We start from the raw sequence: 17,411 nt of genomic DNA on the forward strand, positions 1-17,411 counted from the left end.
CCTGAAACCCGTGACTTCAGTCGTGGGAGGTTCATTGAGCAGTACTGAATTAGATCCACTTAACGCAACTACTTATGGAACAGGTCAATTGATTAGACATGCACTCGATGAAGGATTTAGAAGTTTCATATTGGCGCTTGGTGGTTCAGCAACAAACGATGGGGGCGCTGGAATGCTTCAAGCACTAGGTCTAGAACTGAGGGATAATACAGGTGCGGAGATTGATTTTGGCGGGGGATCATTAAATAAACTGGACACTATTTCTACGGGAAACATTGATCCCTGCATTAGTGAAAGTCGATTTTTGATTGCGTCTGATGTTGAGAATCCCTTTGTTGGACCTAATGGGGCTTCACACGTGTTTGGTCCGCAAAAGGGCGCGACTAAAGAAATAGCTGAACTCTTAGACAACAACCTTTTACATTTTGCTAATTTGATTGAAAGGGATATAGGCATTAGACTCCATGAACTTCAGGGAGCAGGTGCGGCAGGTGGTTTCGGAGGCGCAGTTCTTGCGTTTTTTCCTTCAACAATAAAGCGGGGTGTAGATGTCGTACTCGAGTATACAAGGCTTGACGAACATCTATTAAATGCAGACCTTGTCATTACGGGCGAAGGACAACTGGATTTTCAAACGGCTTTTGGAAAAACACCCATGGGAGTTACCCAAATGGCAAATAAACGCAATGTATCTACTATAATTCTGGCTGGGTCGCTAATGGGGGATATCGATTCACTTTATCAGTACGGCGTAATTGGAGCATACAGCATCATGAATAAACCGATGAGTTTAAATGAGGCCATGGAAAACGCAAGTGAGCTATTAGAAAAAGTCGCGGAACAAGTTTGTCGTACCTATTTTTCAACTAGAAAAGTGGTTGAATGATATGGAAATCAAAAAACGATTGAAAAGCTAAACAAAAAAGCCCTAAACAGTTCACCTGAACTTGTTTTGGGCTTTTTCATGTTATTGAATTGCTTGAATATCCTTCAAAATTGCATAACCGTTTTTCACCTTTAAGTGAGCAACCAATTGCCCTTTAGCAGATAAATCCTCAAGCTCTTTTCCAGTGTTTTCTGGTACATAGAATCTATCTAAACCAAAGTTAATGGAATGAACGTTTATACCTGTCGTATTTTGATAGTCATAGCCATTCAGTTTTCCAGTTAAGTAAATACTGCCTTTTGGTTTTTTATCAGTTAAGCTATCAAGTACATAAATGTCTCCCTGTTTAACTAGCTTTCCATAAACAGTTAACTGATTGGAATTCGTGTGTTTTTCAATTTTTTTCAAAATACTTGTGGGAATTTCGCTTTTTGCAACTTCCTCAATTTCATAGCGGAGCGTTACATAATCTCCATACAATAAATCTCTCGGATCCACAGGCACAGTTAACAAGCTGATATCTTCACCGTACGTTAGCGCCCATAGCGGTTTAAAAGTCAAGCTAATTAACAATATAAGAGGGATGGCTAATGCAACGATGAAACCAAAACGCTTATTTTTCATCCTGTTCATTGGCTATCACCTTTCCTCTGACGTGTCTTTTCAAACCAGAAACCAAAGCCAATTAGGATCAAACCACCAATGACAAAGAATAGTGATTTTGGCATGAAGTCATATGACAAATCTGCGTAAAAGCGGAAAATCAGTGCACAAACAATGAGAACAGCGGGTAAACTACCGATTTTCAAGAAGAACAGTAGTTTTATCGCGAAAACAATTGTGAAAATAATCGCCATGATTTCGGCAGTATCTCCAGAAACAACATCTATCCAAGTAGTTGGAAATGTTAGAAATAGACCCGCTATTCCATAGACAACTGAACCAAGCCATTCAGACGATAATTGGTACCTGCCAAACGGGTAAAAGGCGAGAAATAACCCAATGATGAAGAAAGTACTTGCAATAAGAAGCCCATGCACATCAAAATAGATGAATAAATTGAAAATAAACGTCATTGCTAAAACCGTATTAGCGATGAACAAACCTCTAGAATGATCGAACCTTTTTTCATTCATCCAAAAAAGAAATGGAATGACAAGTAGAAGGAAGTAAGGTACACCACTGATTCCACCCCATACATTGAATCCATAGATAATGAAAAATCCTGTTGCTACTGCAGCTATAAATTTATCTTTCAAGTAATATGCGAGCGGTAAAATCCCGAGTCCCCACATGAAGAAATCTGCATAGACGCCTGCGCTTAGGTTAAACATTTGGCCAATCAAGAAGATACCAGCACCGTACACAGCCACACCGATATAATAAAGGCTACGCGATGTTTTTGGATAACGTTCTTCCATTTTATAGCCGCCAATATAAAAGCCAGCTGTCGCAAAGAATAATAGAATAAACTTTGCAAGTTTCGGTATTTCCTGCCAATTTCCAGCGATGAAACTTAAAATACCGACACCTATTAAAATGGCTCCAAAGACCAGCAAGACCCGCACAAAACCCACTCGTTCAGTAGGCTCGTATTCCGATAGAAGTGCGCTTCTTTGATCCGTCCCAAGCTTTCCTGCTTGTTCCAAATAGCGAAACTCCTTTTCAAGAACACGGTATTCAGAATTACTGACTTTTCTCTTCATCTAATCGAGCCCCCTATTCCATAGTTTCTCGTATGCTTAATTATACCCGTTTTTATTCATTAACAACACTGGAAGTTAAGGCTATTTTCTAGAACAGTTTAAACTGTATAAGAGACAAGTGGTAGATAGACGAATGAATAGTTTTTGGGCACTCTAGTACTTAGCACATTGTATTCTTTGCTGTGTGCTATAAGAAGTGTTCTTCCTTAAAATGAAAGTAGGGATGCGACGAAATCGCATCCCTACGTATTAAGAAATTTCGATAATGTATTGAAGTCGTTCAATATAGTAATACAACTGTATCCGTATTGCTCATTGTGTGGATTAAATTATTCGCTGGCGATTCTGGACAATTACCATGCGTAATTTTATTAGTACATATCTAAACCCCACGTTTATTCCCCCATATAAGGGTATGGAGCTGAGGTAACACCCTAACGTCATTCATGATAGATGAATTGACGGTCAAATCAACCAACCATTCATACCGATTCAGTAGAGTAGACACTAGCAGTTCATTTTCAGTCGTCGTCGTATCGTCGTTTCCTGTCTGTAAAAAGAAAGGAAAAGCCGGGTAACGTTGGTGGACGGCTTCGGCAAATTTGAAATCCACTTCATCAAAAATGACGATTTTCAAACTAGCCGTCGTATTAAGCAGTTTCTCCATAAATGTATCCAGTTTGCTGAAATCTGTTGCCATTCCAGAACTAGGTGGTTTTGGAGAAAGGGTAATATCATCGATTTCCAACAACCAATCCTGCCAAAAAGAAGCCTGCGTTTCAACCGCAACTTTCCAGCCTTGTTCATGGCATAAATCAACAAGTTCCCCGATACCTTTATGAAGCGCAGGATTCCCACCTGATATTGTTACATGTGAAAATGACTGCCCTCCAATAGCTTTAAGTTCATCTATAATTTCAATTGGTTGTTTCGAAACGCTCTTTCCTGAACCATCCCACGTGAAACTGGAATCACACCACGAGCATGAATAATCACACCCTGATGTCCGAACGAACATCGTTTTCAATCCCATTACCATTCCTTCACCTTGAATAGTTGGTCCGAACACCTCCATCACAGGAATCTTCATACGTTCTCCTCCAGTTTAGGCCGGTAGATGACGTAGCTTGTTGGCGTTTCACGGACAATGACCTGAAGACAGACTGCTTTATTGCTCCTCGTCTGTAGAACTTCCTGAATTGAATTATAAATCTGTTCGGCTAATTTCTCAGTTGTAGGGAAGTTAGCCTTAAATTCAGGATGATCATTCAATACGGAATGATCATATTTATCATGAATAAGGGTTTTGAGTTCCTTGAAATCAATCAGAAAACCAATTGAATCCAATTCATTTCCTCCGATTGTTATGTTCAAATAGTACGTATGCCCATGCATCACTTGGCACTTTCCAGCATTTTCACTCGGAATGTAATGCGCCGCAGAAAAATGCATGTCTTTGTTAAGTTCAAAACGAAACGAGTGCTGAACTTGTGGGTAAAATTGCTGCATCATTCGGAAACACCTTCAGACTTTTTAGTAATGTAAGCAATTAGTCCATCATTTCGTAACACACAAGCTGGACATTCCCCGCAGCCTGAACTTGGAATTCCGTTGTAGCATGTAAGTGTTTTGTGCTGTACAAAATCAAGTGCACCTAATTCATCAGCCATTGCCCAGACCTCGGCCTTATCCAGCCACATTAAAGGCGTATGGATAACAAAGCGCCCATCCATTGCTAAATTCAACGTGACATTCAATGACTTAATAAAATTGTCACGGCAATCTGGATATCCGCTAAAATCAGTTTCACTCACACCCGTTATTAAGTGCCGGGCTCCAATCGCATCCGCATAGACAGCCGCAAACGACAGAAATAGGTGATTCCTTCCTGGAACAAAGGTAGAAGGTAATTCACCATCTACTTCTTTTACTTCGATTTCATCACGTGTCAAAGCATTAGCAGATAGTTGATTAATAAGGCTCATATCGAGCAGTTTAAACGACACACCGAGCTCATCCGCAATTTTTCTTGCACATTCAATTTCCGCTGAATGGCGCTGACCATAATCAAACGTGACCGTCGCAACTTCAGCGAAATTTTTCAATGCCCAAATTAGACATGTTGTACTGTCTTGGCCGCCACTGAATACAACGACTGCTTTTTCATTTTTCATAGTAAACATCTCCTTAGTTTTTTTTGAGAGGGAGTTTTCGAACCTCTTTTTCGAACAATGTTAATAATAGCATAGGAGTAGAAGCTACTAGTAGTAGTTTCCACTTTAAATAAAATGATATATTTATTCAGTATTTATATACCGATTTAATCCTAATCAATTTTAATATATAAAATGTGATTTGTTGGTACATTCATTTGTATAAAGGGAATTGACATCACCAAGGATCAAAAACGGGAAGCATAAAATATATAGGATTAGTGCCGATTAACTCCACAAATTTTTATGATTTATGTATTAAAACGCTTTTTTAGCAGAAGATAATAACGAATCTTAACAATTACCGGGAAGAGTGTTTTTATGGTGCCCATTCGTAATGATGTAATCCCTTTAAAAACTCGAAACGGTATTGCGGATTCAATAATTGTTCGAAACTGCTAATTAAATAAGGGAGGTGTTAAAATCATGAGAACGATACAACGAATTGCCTTGGCTTTGGTAATAATTGGAGCAATCAACTGGGGCTTAATTGGATTCTTTAAGTTTGATTTGGTAGCATCACTATTTGGTGGACAAGAGGCGTTTTTATCACGGGTGGTTTACGGTCTGGTTGGGTTAAGTGGATTGGCTTGCTTGGGTATCTTATTTAATCCAATCGAAGAAACAGTCGCAGATAAAGAAATCAATCGTCGAGGCGTTAATAATCTCAGTTACGATACTGAGTTTGGTGAGGAAACAGATATTGCGAAGTTGCGTGAGTCTTCTAAGAAACCCATTGATGAAAAGAATTCAGCTGACACAAGAAAGAAGGATTCAACAGACAATAAAAAATAAAGGAAGCTGAGCAAAGTTGTGGCATTTGAAAAAACATCCCAGCCTATGTCATATTGACAAGGGCTGGGATGTTTTTTAATGCATTACCAATACTTTTTCGAAGGTATTAATATAAATTGGTGTCAATTTTCATTAATAATTTCATCTACTGTAGATTCAACTTCAGCTCGTGACATTTTTTCTTTACCACTCTTAAGCGTTTTTAATGTTGTTTTTGCCAAGGCAAGTGGGATTTTACAGAATAAAAGAATGTTTTTAGTGTCTAATGACTCTACATAGGCATCCGCTTTATCCAAGTTCTTTGTTGCATAGGAAAACATGTCGTTACGGTCCCAACCATCGGGAATAAAATGAACGCCGCGATCAGCATCTTCCTCTTGATTGCGAAGCATATTGACTGCCTGCAAACCACGTCCGTATCCTATAGCTAATTCACGATCTGTTTTAGTGCCATCATACATCTCCCATATGTCCGAAAGCATAACACCTACTAATCCTGCTACATAGTATGTATATTCATCTAAATCTTCTTTGGTTTTAACTAACCAATCCTTCTCGACCCATTTCGCCATTCCGTCTGCCATAATACTTGTTGACTCTTTTACCTTGTCCATAATATTTTCCGGACAAAAAGATAGCCAATCAGCCAGCCTTAATGTTACTTCAGGTAAAAGGTCCTCATAAGGCTTTAATAGTTGTTGATAGGCTGCACCATCAAAGTCTGCTTTTAAAAGTTCGCTTGTTGAGCGCAAAAGATATTGCTTCGTCTCCGATTGTAATCCTTCGTGATCTTCAATTTCATCAATTGCTCGCATACATAAATATGCTGATCCTACAGACTTTCTTAATGTTGGATTTAGTAATTTGATGGGGATATAAAAGGTTCTACTTGTCAACTTAAGGATGTGCATGGCTTCTTTATTTAACTTTGCTTCATTAATCAATGAAATGATCCCCCTTTCACAATGAGGTTGTTAATGTTTTGACGCGTCAGATAGAAAACAATCAATTACTCGGATAATATCTCAGGTTATTCAGATTGTATTCGCTCACAATATACTTGGATCGTATAATCTTTATTGTATCATGGACGGCAGTAATACGTACAAATAAACTCAGCCTACAACTTAAAGGCTGAGTTTGGATTATATTGCAGTCAACTTCAAATTGATGTCGTAATGTGCAAAAAAGACAAATTATTATTTCGTGTTCTTCTTTTTAGCGGCTTCTTCCAGTTTGCTTTTTGGATCTTTTGATAGGTCAGTATCTGCATAACCTTGGGGTGTTACACTAGTCGCTTTCTTACCCTTATCGTTATTTTTGTCTTTCTCCATTTTTTCACCCCCTATTAAAATGAATTGCTATATGTGATTGTTCCTTGTCACTTCATCTGGATTTGTATCACTGTAGATACCAGTTCCAAGTCCGCCACTCTTGGCAATTAATTCTTTTACTTCATTATAAGTTAGGCCCGAGTTTGCATTTTTTCTTTTTACGTCTTCAATATCTGTTCCAGATACTGTATAAGTTCTTTTGTTCGAATTGCTATTTATGTTCAAAAAGTCACCTCCATTTTGTGTATACTTATGTTCTCTCAATTCAGGATAATTATTCAGGGATTTATTGTCATTGGTGCAAGTGACTATATGGGACACTGCTTCGGAAATACACTATAATTGTCTAGAGTGAAAATCCAAAACACGAAAAAAGGTAATTGCTGATTTATTGGGCCATCAAGGTAGTTCGTCTGTTAGCCGCATTTTACAAATGAGAAATCAATATAAAATAATCGTATAAGTCATAATGAAAAGTCAGTAATCTGAATAGGGATGCTGACTTTTCCATGTTTATAGTTATCAGATTGTGAAAGAGGGCATGCTAATGAAACAAGATTCATCCACACTTAAGGTAATGCGGTGCGGACTAGGCATGACGGATAATGCCCGCAAAGGAATAGCGAAATTGACAATTGGCGAATATGCATTTTTTTCGATGCAAGAATCCTTTTATGTATATATTGAAAAACGACCGAATAATAGACAGGGAAATATGTCGTTTTCAATTTACTTTGATAACGTAGCGAATGAAGTTTTATCAAAACGTCTAAATGATAGAGTGGCCGTAATGGAATGCGTTTATCAAAATGAAAGTTTTTTGGCAACCGGTTTTCAAGTTAGGGGAAGGAAAGAACCCGTCCAGACAAACAGACGTCTTCCAGCACGCTTGAAATTTCTGGTAGGGCGTAGTACAGGTATTGCAATGCCGATTGATCTTTACACAAGCATTCGAGAGTTGCCGATTGCACAAGAACGTTCGGAGTATGTGAAGAAAAGAATTGCCGGCTGGGAAGGCTATCTGCGAGTAGAGGAAAGAATTGCCGATGTCGATGATTTGACGACGCCTTTTTCACACGCATCTTTGAATGCAGACTTCAGTAAATTGACCATTCGATGTAAAGAACTAAAAGGAAATGAATGGAATACTATTAATGGTTTCAGTGTTAAGTTGAAAGGACTTCAAAATGAAATTGGAAATGTTATTAATACGAGTAAGGGCAAAGGGATTGTAGAAATCGAACTGAGTCGCAACTGTAAAGAGATGGCTCGCCGGAATGAATGGAATCCGAATACATATAAGGAAGTAGTATTTAGTAACTTTGCTGCGCTTAGCCAGGTAAGGAGACTTCGAAAGGGGTTCAAAGATCTACAGGATGGACTTGCTGCCAATGCAAATTTGGAGAGGGTACTTTTTGAAGAGCGGCCAGTTGTACGTATTTCCAAGAAACAACAGAATCTTGTTTTTCATAATGAACTTAACCAGTTCCAGAAAGAAGCAGTCACTGGAGCAATGACTTCAAATGATTTGTACGTTATTCAAGGACCACCGGGTACAGGGAAAACGACGGTTATTTCAGAGATATGCCACCAGAATGTCAAAGCAGGTCTGCGTACTCTCGTTGCTTCCCAAGCAAACCTTGCTGTGGATAATGCACTCGGAAGACTTCTATCTCATCAGGACGTCCGAATTTTACGTTATGGTCGAACTGAAAGTATTGAAGAAGAAGGCAAAAAGTTCATTGAAGAAAACGTAGCTATAAACTGGAAAGACGTGACGTTGAATACCATCAATGCAAAACGCCAGTCGAATACAAATAGAGAAAGACAAATAAATGATTTGTTAGTTAGTCATGGCGTAAAGTTAACAGAAATGAAGAATGAATTGATGTCTTTAGACAAAAAAGTTGAATTGAAGGAAGCCGCTCAAGAAGAATACATAACTAATTCTTTGACAATGAAAAAGCAACTTACTAATCTGAAGAACTTGAAAGAAGAAAGTGATAAGTTGGTCAAAATTCAGGCCGCATTCATCCAATCTGAAACGACGTTAACCAGTGATGTTAATCGACTTGAAGAGCTCGTCTTATCGAAAAGCACAAGTATAGCTACAGCGGGGCAAATGGAAAAATTAGAACTACGAATAGAAAAGCTTCAATACTTCATTAGCTATAGTCAAACAGTAAATAAGATTGACGAGATGAATAGGTCCATTGGGGCCCTTCATAAAGAAGTACAAATAATAAATACCAAAAAGAAGCGACTTCATGTATTTTTGGAGGATATTCAAAAAATCACTAAAATAGATCGTTTACAAAAACACATGGATTCGTTTGAAATTATTCCACACTTCAACACACAGTGGAAAATTACCGAGTTAAATCAATTGATCGCCACTATTAAATCTGAAACAGCGGATGTTGGATACAGTGAGTGGCAAGAACTTTCACAGCGACTATACAATGCCATTGAAATGATTGAGCGTTTATTGAAAGATAATGGTTTTATTAAGAAAGAACTGAAAAGAACAGTAAATGATAAATATAGTTCTATTAAAGAAATTCATGGCCTTATTGACCGTGTAGGTAAATTTCTAATTCACCCATCTACCAAGAGCAGCCTAGAAACGCGTAGCTACTCGGCACAAAAATATGACAATCTCGAAAAGATAGCAATTGCACTTGAAATGTTATATGAAAGAAAGAGATTTTCAGAATTGCAAGAAGCAGGTTTTGAAAAACAAAATCAAATTAAGATAAACTCGAAAAAAATGTATTCAGTCATAAAAACCGAAATTAGCGAACAGACGAATCAATCCATAGTGGAAATAGGACAAGAAAAAAAAGCAATCGACTTAATTGTTAGTAATCACCAAGCTGAGATCATCAGTCTTCAGCAAACGGCCATGAAACTTTTAGAAAAAGTGGAACCCGTTGACGAAACTATGACAATCAGTGCTGCAATAGAGGAATTGAAGAAAAATGAGATCGTTTTTTCGGATTATAATGAGAATAAGAAGGATATCAAACAATATAAAGATGAATTAGAAAAGAAAAAGCATGAAAATAGAATTAATGCAGAACATCATTTAGATACTTCAAAGGCACTTGAAGATATTAGAGATAAAACTGAGGCATTGAGCAGCAATCTCATGAAGTTGGAAAAAGTAATGATGACCTTGGATAAGCTATTGGATGAAAATCCTGAAGAAATCCGTAAACAAGTTTTAACTACCATTCAAACCATTTCCACTGAAGTAGAAAAACTTAAAGTAGAAAAAGAACGACTACCAATAACAGATAAACTCCAAAAAGAATGGGTTTCACTTCTGACTAATGCCACTGAATATGATTTAGATGAAATACGAAAACTATATGTTAAACACGCAAACGTAATTGGTACAACCTGCGTTGCGTCTGCACGGCGTGATTTCATGGAGGAGTATCCTACTTTCGATGTAGTTATTATCGATGAAGTTTCCAAGGCGACGCCGCCAGAACTACTTCTCCCAATGTTAAAAGGGAAAAAAATCATATTAGTTGGAGATCATCATCAGTTGCCTCCGCTCATGGGACAAGCAACTCTTGAAGAATTACTTGAAGAAAGCAACAGTCATGAAGAAAAGAATGAACTGGAAAAGCTTTTGAAAGAATCATTATTTGAACGTCTTTTCAGAACGTTGCCAAAACAAAACAAAACGATGCTGGGTATTCAGTACCGCATGCATGAAAGTATTATGGAAACAATTACGCCGTTCTATGAAGAAGGGAATTACAGTCTACGCTGCGGGTTAACTGATTCGGATTCCTTGCGTGATCATTTGCTTGATTCCCACTTCGTGAATAGAAAAGATCATCTGTTATGGTTTGATATGCCGAACGAACAAAAGTATTTCGAAGAGAAGGTCAAGGGCGGCACAAGTCGTTTCAATCAAGCTGAACTAAACATGACTTGTAAAATATTGAAGGATCTAGATATGGCTACTGAGAAGGCCAAAACCTCTGGGCTAATGAATCAAGATACTAAAAAAAGTGTCGGCGTAATTAGTTTCTACGGTGAACAAGTCAAAAGGATGGATCGGCTAATTCATCAAGAGCTGATACCTCAACATTTAAATTGCAGAACCGGTTCGGTTGATAAGTTTCAAGGAATGGAAATGGATGTCATTATATTGAGTTTTGTTAGAAACCATCGGGAAAAAGGTGGAGATATCGGTTTTGCGAGAGATTATAGACGTTTAAATGTAGCGTTATCTCGAGCACGTGAACTACTCATTATAGTAGGGAGTTCAGAAATGTTTACAGTACAGACGAAACATCCTAGTTCGAGGAAAATGTACGGACGTTTACTTGAGAATATCAAAATGAAAAATGGCTTAAGAGGTCTAGATGGAATTGTTAAATCGTAATTTGATGGATGGAGGTCCCAGGTTAATGATTGAGTTGAAAGCGCGGTTAACAAAGGAACTTCAGCAGGACATCAATCTAAAAGTAATGGGTTCTCTAATATGGAATCTACCTATACATTTAATTGAAATTGAATATAAAACGGTAATGCGAACTAAAATGGATATACTCATGAAAATGATGTTGATTGCATTTGGAAAAGCTGAATTTTCGACAGTAGAAGAATTAAGTGAAGTTCTTCTCGTAGAACAGCTCTTTATTACTGATTTAATCGATAAAATGTCCAGAACTGGTGTAATTGAAAAGAGAGAAGGCTTTTTTTCATTGACTGAAGCCGGGATTGAACAGCTGAAGAAAGGGGTTTTTGAACATGAACCAGAAAAAAAATCGACACAGACGCTCTATAGTCCTAGTCATTCAGCGTTTTTGATAGGCGAAATAAAAAAAGGTGCATATGAAAATGCCGAAGTCTACCGTTATTTTGTTGGTTTTGATGAGAGGGATTTGGCAGTTATAGAAGATGACTTATTAATAGAAGTGCTTAAAAAGAGTGGTGTTGAGTCAGGTGAAGGAAACGTTCAAGTCATTGTTTCAGAAATTATATCTGCATCTGAGTTAGCAACTGAATCATCACAATGTATAGAATTTCATTTGTATAACAAATCTGAAGATATATTATACGCGCGTGTTTGGAATACACTAACAAGTCACTGGGATGAGGTTATCGAAGCACAATTAAATGAAAAGGAACGTAAAAAGTGGCGGGAAACATATTTGGCATAAGTTAACTAGCCGGTCTTTGTCCTTAGAACATCGTTTGTACCAAGTATCACAGAAACTAATCACATAAATTCATGTATAAAGTAGCCTTGCTCACTGTAAAAGTGATCAAGGTTTTTTGTTTTTGATTTAAATGATATTTACTGCGGCAACTTTATCAAAAATAGTTTGCATCTTTTCGTATATCAGCGCATATACTAAATAGTTCAATGACTTTATAAGGAAGCTTATATATTTCCTTCTACCGTTTTGTCTTTACAAATTAGGCGATTATAATTCGGTTATTCAATTGTTCAATATACATAGTTGATAAATGCTGAAATTTAAAAGTGATAATAAAAAATCTTCAGTATATTGTAACTATTTGAGGCTATCAAACGTCTAATATGGACACAATCATTTTAGAAAAGAGGGGTAAACTATGAGAGAAAAGAAAAGATTGTTAATTGCTTCAGTTGCGATAGTAATTGGGATTGGATTGTTTACACCATCTTTTACATCAATGGCAGCCGAACAAATTGAATCGCAAATTAAAGTTGGACAAATTATTAAAGGCACTGTATTAGAAAATTGGGGTAATGAAATTATAGTTAAAGGAGATGACGGTAAACGTTACCATGTAGGACTCTATAATTTTGAAGAAGAACAAATTCAAAAGATGAATGTTTCTATCGGTTCCACTGTGCAAATCGAAGGAGAAATACTTTCTAGCTTTTCGGAATTATATGACTTCAACTATTTTGTGAAAACATTACCCGAAGGAGTAACTGAAGATGAAATCAAGAAGTTAGAAAAACTTTATAATAGAGTCATGGTTTTGGAAAAAGATGAGTTATGGGAAGAGTCTGGGAAGGTCTGGGGTAAAATCAATGAAATAACAAACCCATACTATCTGAAGAACTGGGAGCCGGAACCTTTTGATATTTATATCAGTATGTTTGAATATTCTTTTTCAAGTGACGACTTGATACAAATGGAAGAGCTTTATAATCAATGGATTACGCTTGCAAAAAGTGGTCAAGAAGAAGAATCAAGTAGTAAGTTGAATAAACTATTTGAAATTGTCGGCAACTATTATGTGGAGCCAACATTTGATGAATATATTGCAAGCATGGATATGATTATTCCGATTGAAGATTATCAAGTGATAAAGAACTTATATGAAGATGCTCGTCAGGCAAATATAGATGAAGATGAACAATTATCGATGGCTAAATGGGAAGCCTTTGACTTAGCGATGCGTCCATATTACCGTGCCGCATACCCAATGCCGACATTTGAAGAACAAATGTCTTACAATGATTTCGAAGTATCGGATGTAGACTTTTCTAAGCTAAAGCAGATTTATGCAACTATCCTAGACCTGGAGCAGAGTGGTAAATATGATGATGTAGATAGCCAGTGGCAGCTGTATTACTCTATTTTAGAGCCTTATTATACAATTAATGAAAGTATCCCATTTCGTGCTTTACAAGTTATTGCAGATGATAAAGTGAAGCGCTGAAAAAAGGTGTGTAGATTGAAAGTATCAAATCGGTATATAAATATCGATATGCTTTTGTGATAAACAGGTAAAATGAATTTCCTTGAATAGTAGTTAATAGCCAGTGAAATTATTCAATTTGTCATTGAATAATTTTACTGGCATTTTTATTTTACAAAAAATGTACATAGATGGAAATCCACAAATCATTTGAAAGAACTTCTAAGTGGAAGTTCTTTCAAATGAAATTCTTTCCTGTATTATTACAGTATGGTAGACAGTTTTCTGATACTTCATTAGGAATCCTTGTAGAAAAAACGAAACGTAGTTGGCTATGACAACAAAGTCGGAAGTATCTATGTCAAAATGTAGACCTGTGAATTCTGTGCCCGTAAGAATAAGGAGCATGGCTGAATTTGATAGTGTCGGAAGAATTATTTTTGGAAGCGTCTTACAATCAATAATTAAACTTAGGAGTGTGTGAAAAATGAAAAACTATCTAATGTATATTAACGGAGAATGGGTTGGGGAAGATCTTGAGAAGCTAGAAGTTAAGAATCCAGCGAATGGCCAAGTTGTCGGTTCAGTCCCAGTTGGGGGAGAAATTGAAACGAATCAGGCAATAGATAGCGCACATGAAGCCTTTCAAACTTGGTCCCAAACGACTGCGTACGAAAGAGCCAAGTATTTAAAGAAATTGAATGACCTTATATTAATAAATCAAGAAGAATTGGCACAAGTGATGACGATGGAAATGGGCAAGCCGATTAATGAATCCAGAGGAGAGGCTGCTTCAGCCGCTACATATATTGAATGGTATGCGGAAGAAGGTAAACGGATATACGGAGAGACAGTCCCTTCCCATATTGCTAATAAACGTATGCAGGTATGGAAAAAACCTGTCGGAGTTGTTGCGGCAATCACGCCGTGGAATTTCCCAGCAGCCATGTTAACCCGTAAAATGGGACCTGCTTTAGCGGCTGGCTGTACAATTGTAATAAAACCTTCTGGTGAAAGCCCCTTGACAGCGGTTAAACTTATTGAGTTATGTGAAGAAGCTGGGTTTCCGAAGGGTGTAGTTAACCTAGTAACAGGGTCTTCATCTAAAATAGGAAAAGCGATAATGGAAAATGACAAAGTACGGAAGGTAACGTTCACTGGATCTACGGAAGTAGGTAAATTGCTAATTCAACAAAGTGCGGATCAAGTCAAACGCCTATCGATGGAACTCGGAGGACACGCACCAATCATTATTTTGGATGATGCGAATTTAGAAAAAGCCGTAAAAGGTGTAATTGCATCTAAATTTAGAAATGCAGGTCAGACTTGTGTTTGTGGAAATCGAATATATGTGCAATCGGGTATTTATGATACATTTTTGGAGAAATTTACGGATGCAGTAAATAAATTAACTATAGGCGATGGCATCAATGAGGAAACAGATATAGGACCATTGATAAATCAGAGTAGTGTGGACAAAGTATCAAATCAAGTAGCCGATGCTCTCTCAAAAGGTGCTTCTCTATTAACTGGCGGAAGTGCGTTAACAGATGAAGGTGGAACTTTTTATACACCTACTGTGCTAAGTGGGGTTAATCCATCCATGGTTATTATGCAAGAGGAAACGTTTGGGCCTGTAGCACCTGTTCAGAAATTCGAGACTATAAAAGAGGCTATCCAATTAGCGAATGATACAAATTATGGTTTAGCAGCCTATGTCTTCACTGAAAGTGTATCTAAAGGCACGCTTTTAATTGAACAACTGAATTTTGGAATTGTAGGCTGGAATGATGGTACTCCTTCTGCTGCTCAAGTTCCATTTGGGGGAATGAAAGAGAGTGGAATTGGTCGCGAAGGCGGTCATGAAGGTCTGGAAGCGTTTTTGGAGACGCAGTACGTATCGATTGGGATGGATTAATTCTAGGTAAGTATTATTTATATAAAGATTTTTAAATACACGTCACATATACATCTATTAAACATGAAAATCAGCCAATTATTAAAATGGCTGATTTTTTTCTTATTAAAATAATTTGGACTCAGATAGGTTCACCAAAGAATATTTACTAAATGACCATAACCTTCTTGTAACATTAAATAGGATGAACCATAGAGCTGCACTGTTAATGCTCTTGTCTCTTGATTAACTCTAATTTTGAATATCACTAGTTGCCCACAATAAGCCTATTTATTATAACTACTCACTTTCTATGAGTTTTAATGTTTCCCCGATTTTCAAAACATATAACCGTTGTTCATCCAAAGCATTTTTCTTCCATTCATTTAGTAAGCGATCAAGGGCTTCTTTTGGTGTGTCATCAGCTAAACGAAAAGCACCGTAATGCATAGGAATCATGACATTTGACTGGGTATCTAAGAATGCCTTTACAGCTTCTTCTGGGTTGACATGCTGCATACCCATGAACCATTCAGGTTCGTATGCACCAATTGGCATGAGACAATAATCAATTTCGTACTTATCCCCAATATCTTGAAAACCTTTGAAATAACCGCTATCCCCTACAAAGTAAAGTGTATAGCTAGTTTCTTGTATGATCCAACCACCCCAATGTGAGGTATTTGTATCTGTAAGTGTCCTTTTTGTCCAGTGCTGTGCAGGTACAAAAACGAATGTTAGGTCATCTAGCTGTTTTTCATCCCACCAATTAAATTCAATGATTTGTTTAAAACCTTTACGTATGAAACCTTTTTTCAATCCTTCTGGTACTAGAAATTTCGGATTGCCCGGTAATTTTTTAATCGAAGTGTAATGGAGATGATCGTAATGGCTATGTGAGATCAGTACATAGTCGATTGGTGGTAAATCTTTGATTGCTATTCCTGGAGGCATGAGACGCTTCTCGGATCCAAGCCTGTTCGCCCATAACGGATCTGTGAGGATATTGAGACCATTCAACTGAATCAGAAATGTAGAATGTCCAATCCAGGTAATCGTGGGAATTGACCGATTTGTTTGGAGAAAAGTTTCATCAATATCCTTTGCCACTGGAATTCTATATGATAAATCCTTCTTTTTTGATAATCTTTCTTTTCTCCACCGAATTAATTCTTTGAACGATGCTGTTGCAGTGATATTTATGTTTTCATAGCGTCTCTTTTTCAATGTAAACCACCTCTTCGGTTTGGAAATGGGTAATTTTGTTATACATAACTATAACTAATATTTACCGTACTACCAAGTTAAAGTCACATGGGAAATTTTATACATTTTCTGTAAGAGGAAAATAGTGAAATCATAAATGGACAATATAAAAAAGCGATCAGTCAGATATCAAAATGACTAATCGCTTTTTGTAGTATTTATTAATGCTTAAAGTTTGTTCTGCGATAACTCCATTGTTGGTATTGAAAACGTATAAAACAACCGATACAGAACCCTAGTAATGCAATAAGTGCGGCCAGACCAACCATGACTGTAGCAATATTAAATAACAAGGACCACTTTAATAGTGAACAAACACTTGCTATTAGTAGGAATCCGACAGCCAGCCATTGGTTAAACCTTAATTGAGCATAGTCTTCTTGAACGTAGTGATTTGCGGGTTTGGTGAGAAATCGTTTAACAATTACCAAAATAGGATGGAAGCCTGTCAATAAACTTGATAGGTTCGCGATTAAAGGGATAAGTAGTATCCAAGCTGACTGTGTCAAAAGTGCAATAATTACCGCCAATACAATTGTCCATTGATTTACCATAACTAAAGGCTTCGGAATTGTTTTCATTTTAAACCTACTATTCTTATTGGATTTATATAAATATATATCTAGTCAATCAAATTGTAAAACG

16 protein-coding genes and 1 riboswitch are annotated in these 17,411 nt (G+C 37.1%); of the genes, 6 read left to right on the plus strand and 10 right to left on the minus strand.

Features of this window, described 5'->3' with window-relative positions; translation table 11 throughout:
* The first annotated feature begins 10 nt into the window (after positions 1-10).
* Positions 11-886, plus strand: a complete 876-nt coding sequence (locus AC25Y6_RS04720) for a glycerate kinase family protein (protein WP_488142193.1) — start codon at positions 11-13, stop codon at positions 884-886.
* A gap of 81 nt (positions 887-967) precedes the next feature.
* Here AC25Y6_RS04720 and AC25Y6_RS04725 read toward each other — a convergent pair whose 3' ends face one another.
* The 5 genes from AC25Y6_RS04725 to queC all read right to left on the minus strand — a co-directional run bounded on the left by AC25Y6_RS04725 (position 968) and on the right by queC (position 4,766).
* The gene (locus AC25Y6_RS04725) at positions 968-1,519 is read right to left on the minus strand and encodes a GDYXXLXY domain-containing protein (protein WP_482100712.1); all 552 of its coding nucleotides are present in this window, start codon (positions 1,517-1,519) and stop codon (positions 968-970) included.
* On the minus strand, positions 1,516-2,592 hold the full coding sequence (locus AC25Y6_RS04730; protein ID WP_488142194.1) for a DUF2157 domain-containing protein: 1,077 nt from the start codon (positions 2,590-2,592) through the stop codon (positions 1,516-1,518). Before AC25Y6_RS04730 ends, AC25Y6_RS04725 begins: the two co-directional genes overlap by 4 nt.
* Positions 2,593-2,974: 382 nt before the next feature.
* On the minus strand, positions 2,975-3,682 hold the full coding sequence (gene queE / locus AC25Y6_RS04735) for a 7-carboxy-7-deazaguanine synthase QueE (RefSeq protein WP_482100710.1): 708 nt from the start codon (positions 3,680-3,682) through the stop codon (positions 2,975-2,977).
* Entirely contained in the window at positions 3,679-4,104 is a 426-nt protein-coding gene (gene queD / locus AC25Y6_RS04740; protein WP_482100709.1) for a 6-carboxytetrahydropterin synthase QueD, read from the minus strand. The genes queE and queD overlap by 4 nt, the downstream gene beginning before the upstream one ends.
* Positions 4,101-4,766, minus strand: a complete 666-nt coding sequence (gene queC / locus AC25Y6_RS04745; RefSeq protein WP_488142195.1) for a 7-cyano-7-deazaguanine synthase QueC — start codon at positions 4,764-4,766, stop codon at positions 4,101-4,103. Before queC ends, queD begins: the two co-directional genes overlap by 4 nt.
* 7 nt (positions 4,767-4,773) lie before the next feature.
* Positions 4,774-4,818, minus strand: a riboswitch (PreQ1 riboswitch).
* Between the two features lie 413 nt (positions 4,819-5,231).
* Here queC and AC25Y6_RS04750 point away from each other — a divergent pair.
* Positions 5,232-5,600, plus strand: a complete 369-nt coding sequence (locus tag AC25Y6_RS04750) for a DUF378 domain-containing protein (RefSeq protein WP_482105221.1) — start codon at positions 5,232-5,234, stop codon at positions 5,598-5,600.
* A 122-nt stretch (positions 5,601-5,722) separates the two neighbouring features.
* Here AC25Y6_RS04750 and AC25Y6_RS04755 read toward each other — a convergent pair whose 3' ends face one another.
* From AC25Y6_RS04755 to AC25Y6_RS04765, 3 genes are all read right to left on the minus strand, one after another.
* Positions 5,723-6,544, minus strand: a complete 822-nt coding sequence (locus AC25Y6_RS04755) for a squalene/phytoene synthase family protein (RefSeq protein ID WP_482100706.1) — start codon at positions 6,542-6,544, stop codon at positions 5,723-5,725.
* Between the two features lie 255 nt (positions 6,545-6,799).
* Positions 6,800-6,934 (minus strand): small, acid-soluble spore protein L, encoded by a 135-nt coding sequence (gene sspL, locus AC25Y6_RS04760; RefSeq protein WP_482100705.1) that lies wholly within the window; start codon positions 6,932-6,934, stop codon positions 6,800-6,802.
* Between the two features lie 27 nt (positions 6,935-6,961).
* Positions 6,962-7,159 (minus strand): gamma-type small acid-soluble spore protein, encoded by a 198-nt coding sequence (locus AC25Y6_RS04765; RefSeq protein WP_482105219.1) that lies wholly within the window; start codon positions 7,157-7,159, stop codon positions 6,962-6,964.
* Positions 7,160-7,481: 322 nt separating this feature from the next.
* Between AC25Y6_RS04765 and AC25Y6_RS04770 the strand changes: the two genes are divergently transcribed.
* From AC25Y6_RS04770 to AC25Y6_RS04785, 4 genes are all read left to right on the plus strand, one after another.
* A complete protein-coding gene (locus tag AC25Y6_RS04770; RefSeq protein WP_488142196.1) occupies positions 7,482-11,342 on the plus strand; it encodes an AAA domain-containing protein in 3,861 nt (1,286 codons plus the stop codon).
* Positions 11,323-12,123 carry a hypothetical protein gene (locus AC25Y6_RS04775; RefSeq protein WP_482105217.1) on the plus strand — a complete coding sequence of 267 codons (801 nt, stop codon included), beginning with the start codon at positions 11,323-11,325 and terminating at the stop codon, positions 12,121-12,123. Before AC25Y6_RS04770 ends, AC25Y6_RS04775 begins: the two co-directional genes overlap by 20 nt.
* Before the next feature lie 418 nt (positions 12,124-12,541).
* The gene (locus tag AC25Y6_RS04780) at positions 12,542-13,624 is read left to right on the plus strand and encodes a hypothetical protein (RefSeq protein ID WP_488142197.1); all 1,083 of its coding nucleotides are present in this window, start codon (positions 12,542-12,544) and stop codon (positions 13,622-13,624) included.
* 466 nt (positions 13,625-14,090) lie between these two features.
* On the plus strand, positions 14,091-15,521 hold the full coding sequence (locus tag AC25Y6_RS04785) for an NAD-dependent succinate-semialdehyde dehydrogenase (RefSeq protein WP_488142198.1): 1,431 nt from the start codon (positions 14,091-14,093) through the stop codon (positions 15,519-15,521).
* Between the two features lie 279 nt (positions 15,522-15,800).
* On the opposite strand, the gene AC25Y6_RS04790 is transcribed toward AC25Y6_RS04785, so the two are convergent.
* Together AC25Y6_RS04790 and AC25Y6_RS04795 are read right to left on the minus strand one after the other, a co-directional pair.
* On the minus strand, positions 15,801-16,727 hold the full coding sequence (locus AC25Y6_RS04790; RefSeq protein WP_488142199.1) for an MBL fold metallo-hydrolase: 927 nt from the start codon (positions 16,725-16,727) through the stop codon (positions 15,801-15,803).
* Positions 16,728-16,927: 200 nt separating this feature from the next.
* On the minus strand, positions 16,928-17,347 hold the full coding sequence (locus AC25Y6_RS04795) for a DUF4395 domain-containing protein (RefSeq protein WP_488142200.1): 420 nt from the start codon (positions 17,345-17,347) through the stop codon (positions 16,928-16,930).
* Positions 17,348-17,411: the final 64 nt, after the last annotated feature.

Source organism: Sporosarcina sp. Y1004, from assembly GCF_057669665.1.

Bases quoted from the DNA above. Each gene is read 5' to 3' on its own strand.
- AC25Y6_RS04795 (WP_488142200.1), bottom strand. From the start codon at position 17,347: ATGAAAACAATTCCGAAGCCTTTAGTTATGGTAAATCAATGGACAATT.
- AC25Y6_RS04775 (WP_482105217.1), top strand. From the start codon at position 11,323: ATGGAATTGTTAAATCGTAATTTGATGGATGGAGGTCCCAGGTTAATG.
- AC25Y6_RS04770 (WP_488142196.1), top strand. From the start codon at position 7,482: ATGAAACAAGATTCATCCACACTTAAGGTAATGCGGTGCGGACTAGGC.
- queE (WP_482100710.1), bottom strand. From the start codon at position 3,682: ATGAAGATTCCTGTGATGGAGGTGTTCGGACCAACTATTCAAGGTGAA.
- AC25Y6_RS04730 (WP_488142194.1), bottom strand. From the start codon at position 2,592: ATGAAGAGAAAAGTCAGTAATTCTGAATACCGTGTTCTTGAAAAGGAG.
- AC25Y6_RS04725 (WP_482100712.1), bottom strand. From the start codon at position 1,519: ATGAACAGGATGAAAAATAAGCGTTTTGGTTTCATCGTTGCATTAGCC.
- queC (WP_488142195.1), bottom strand. From the start codon at position 4,766: ATGAAAAATGAAAAAGCAGTCGTTGTATTCAGTGGCGGCCAAGACAGT.
- queD (WP_482100709.1), bottom strand. From the start codon at position 4,104: ATGATGCAGCAATTTTACCCACAAGTTCAGCACTCGTTTCGTTTTGAA.
- sspL (WP_482100705.1), bottom strand. From the start codon at position 6,934: ATGGAGAAAGACAAAAATAACGATAAGGGTAAGAAAGCGACTAGTGTA.
- AC25Y6_RS04780 (WP_488142197.1), top strand. From the start codon at position 12,542: ATGAGAGAAAAGAAAAGATTGTTAATTGCTTCAGTTGCGATAGTAATT.
- AC25Y6_RS04785 (WP_488142198.1), top strand. From the start codon at position 14,091: ATGAAAAACTATCTAATGTATATTAACGGAGAATGGGTTGGGGAAGAT.
- AC25Y6_RS04750 (WP_482105221.1), top strand. From the start codon at position 5,232: ATGAGAACGATACAACGAATTGCCTTGGCTTTGGTAATAATTGGAGCA.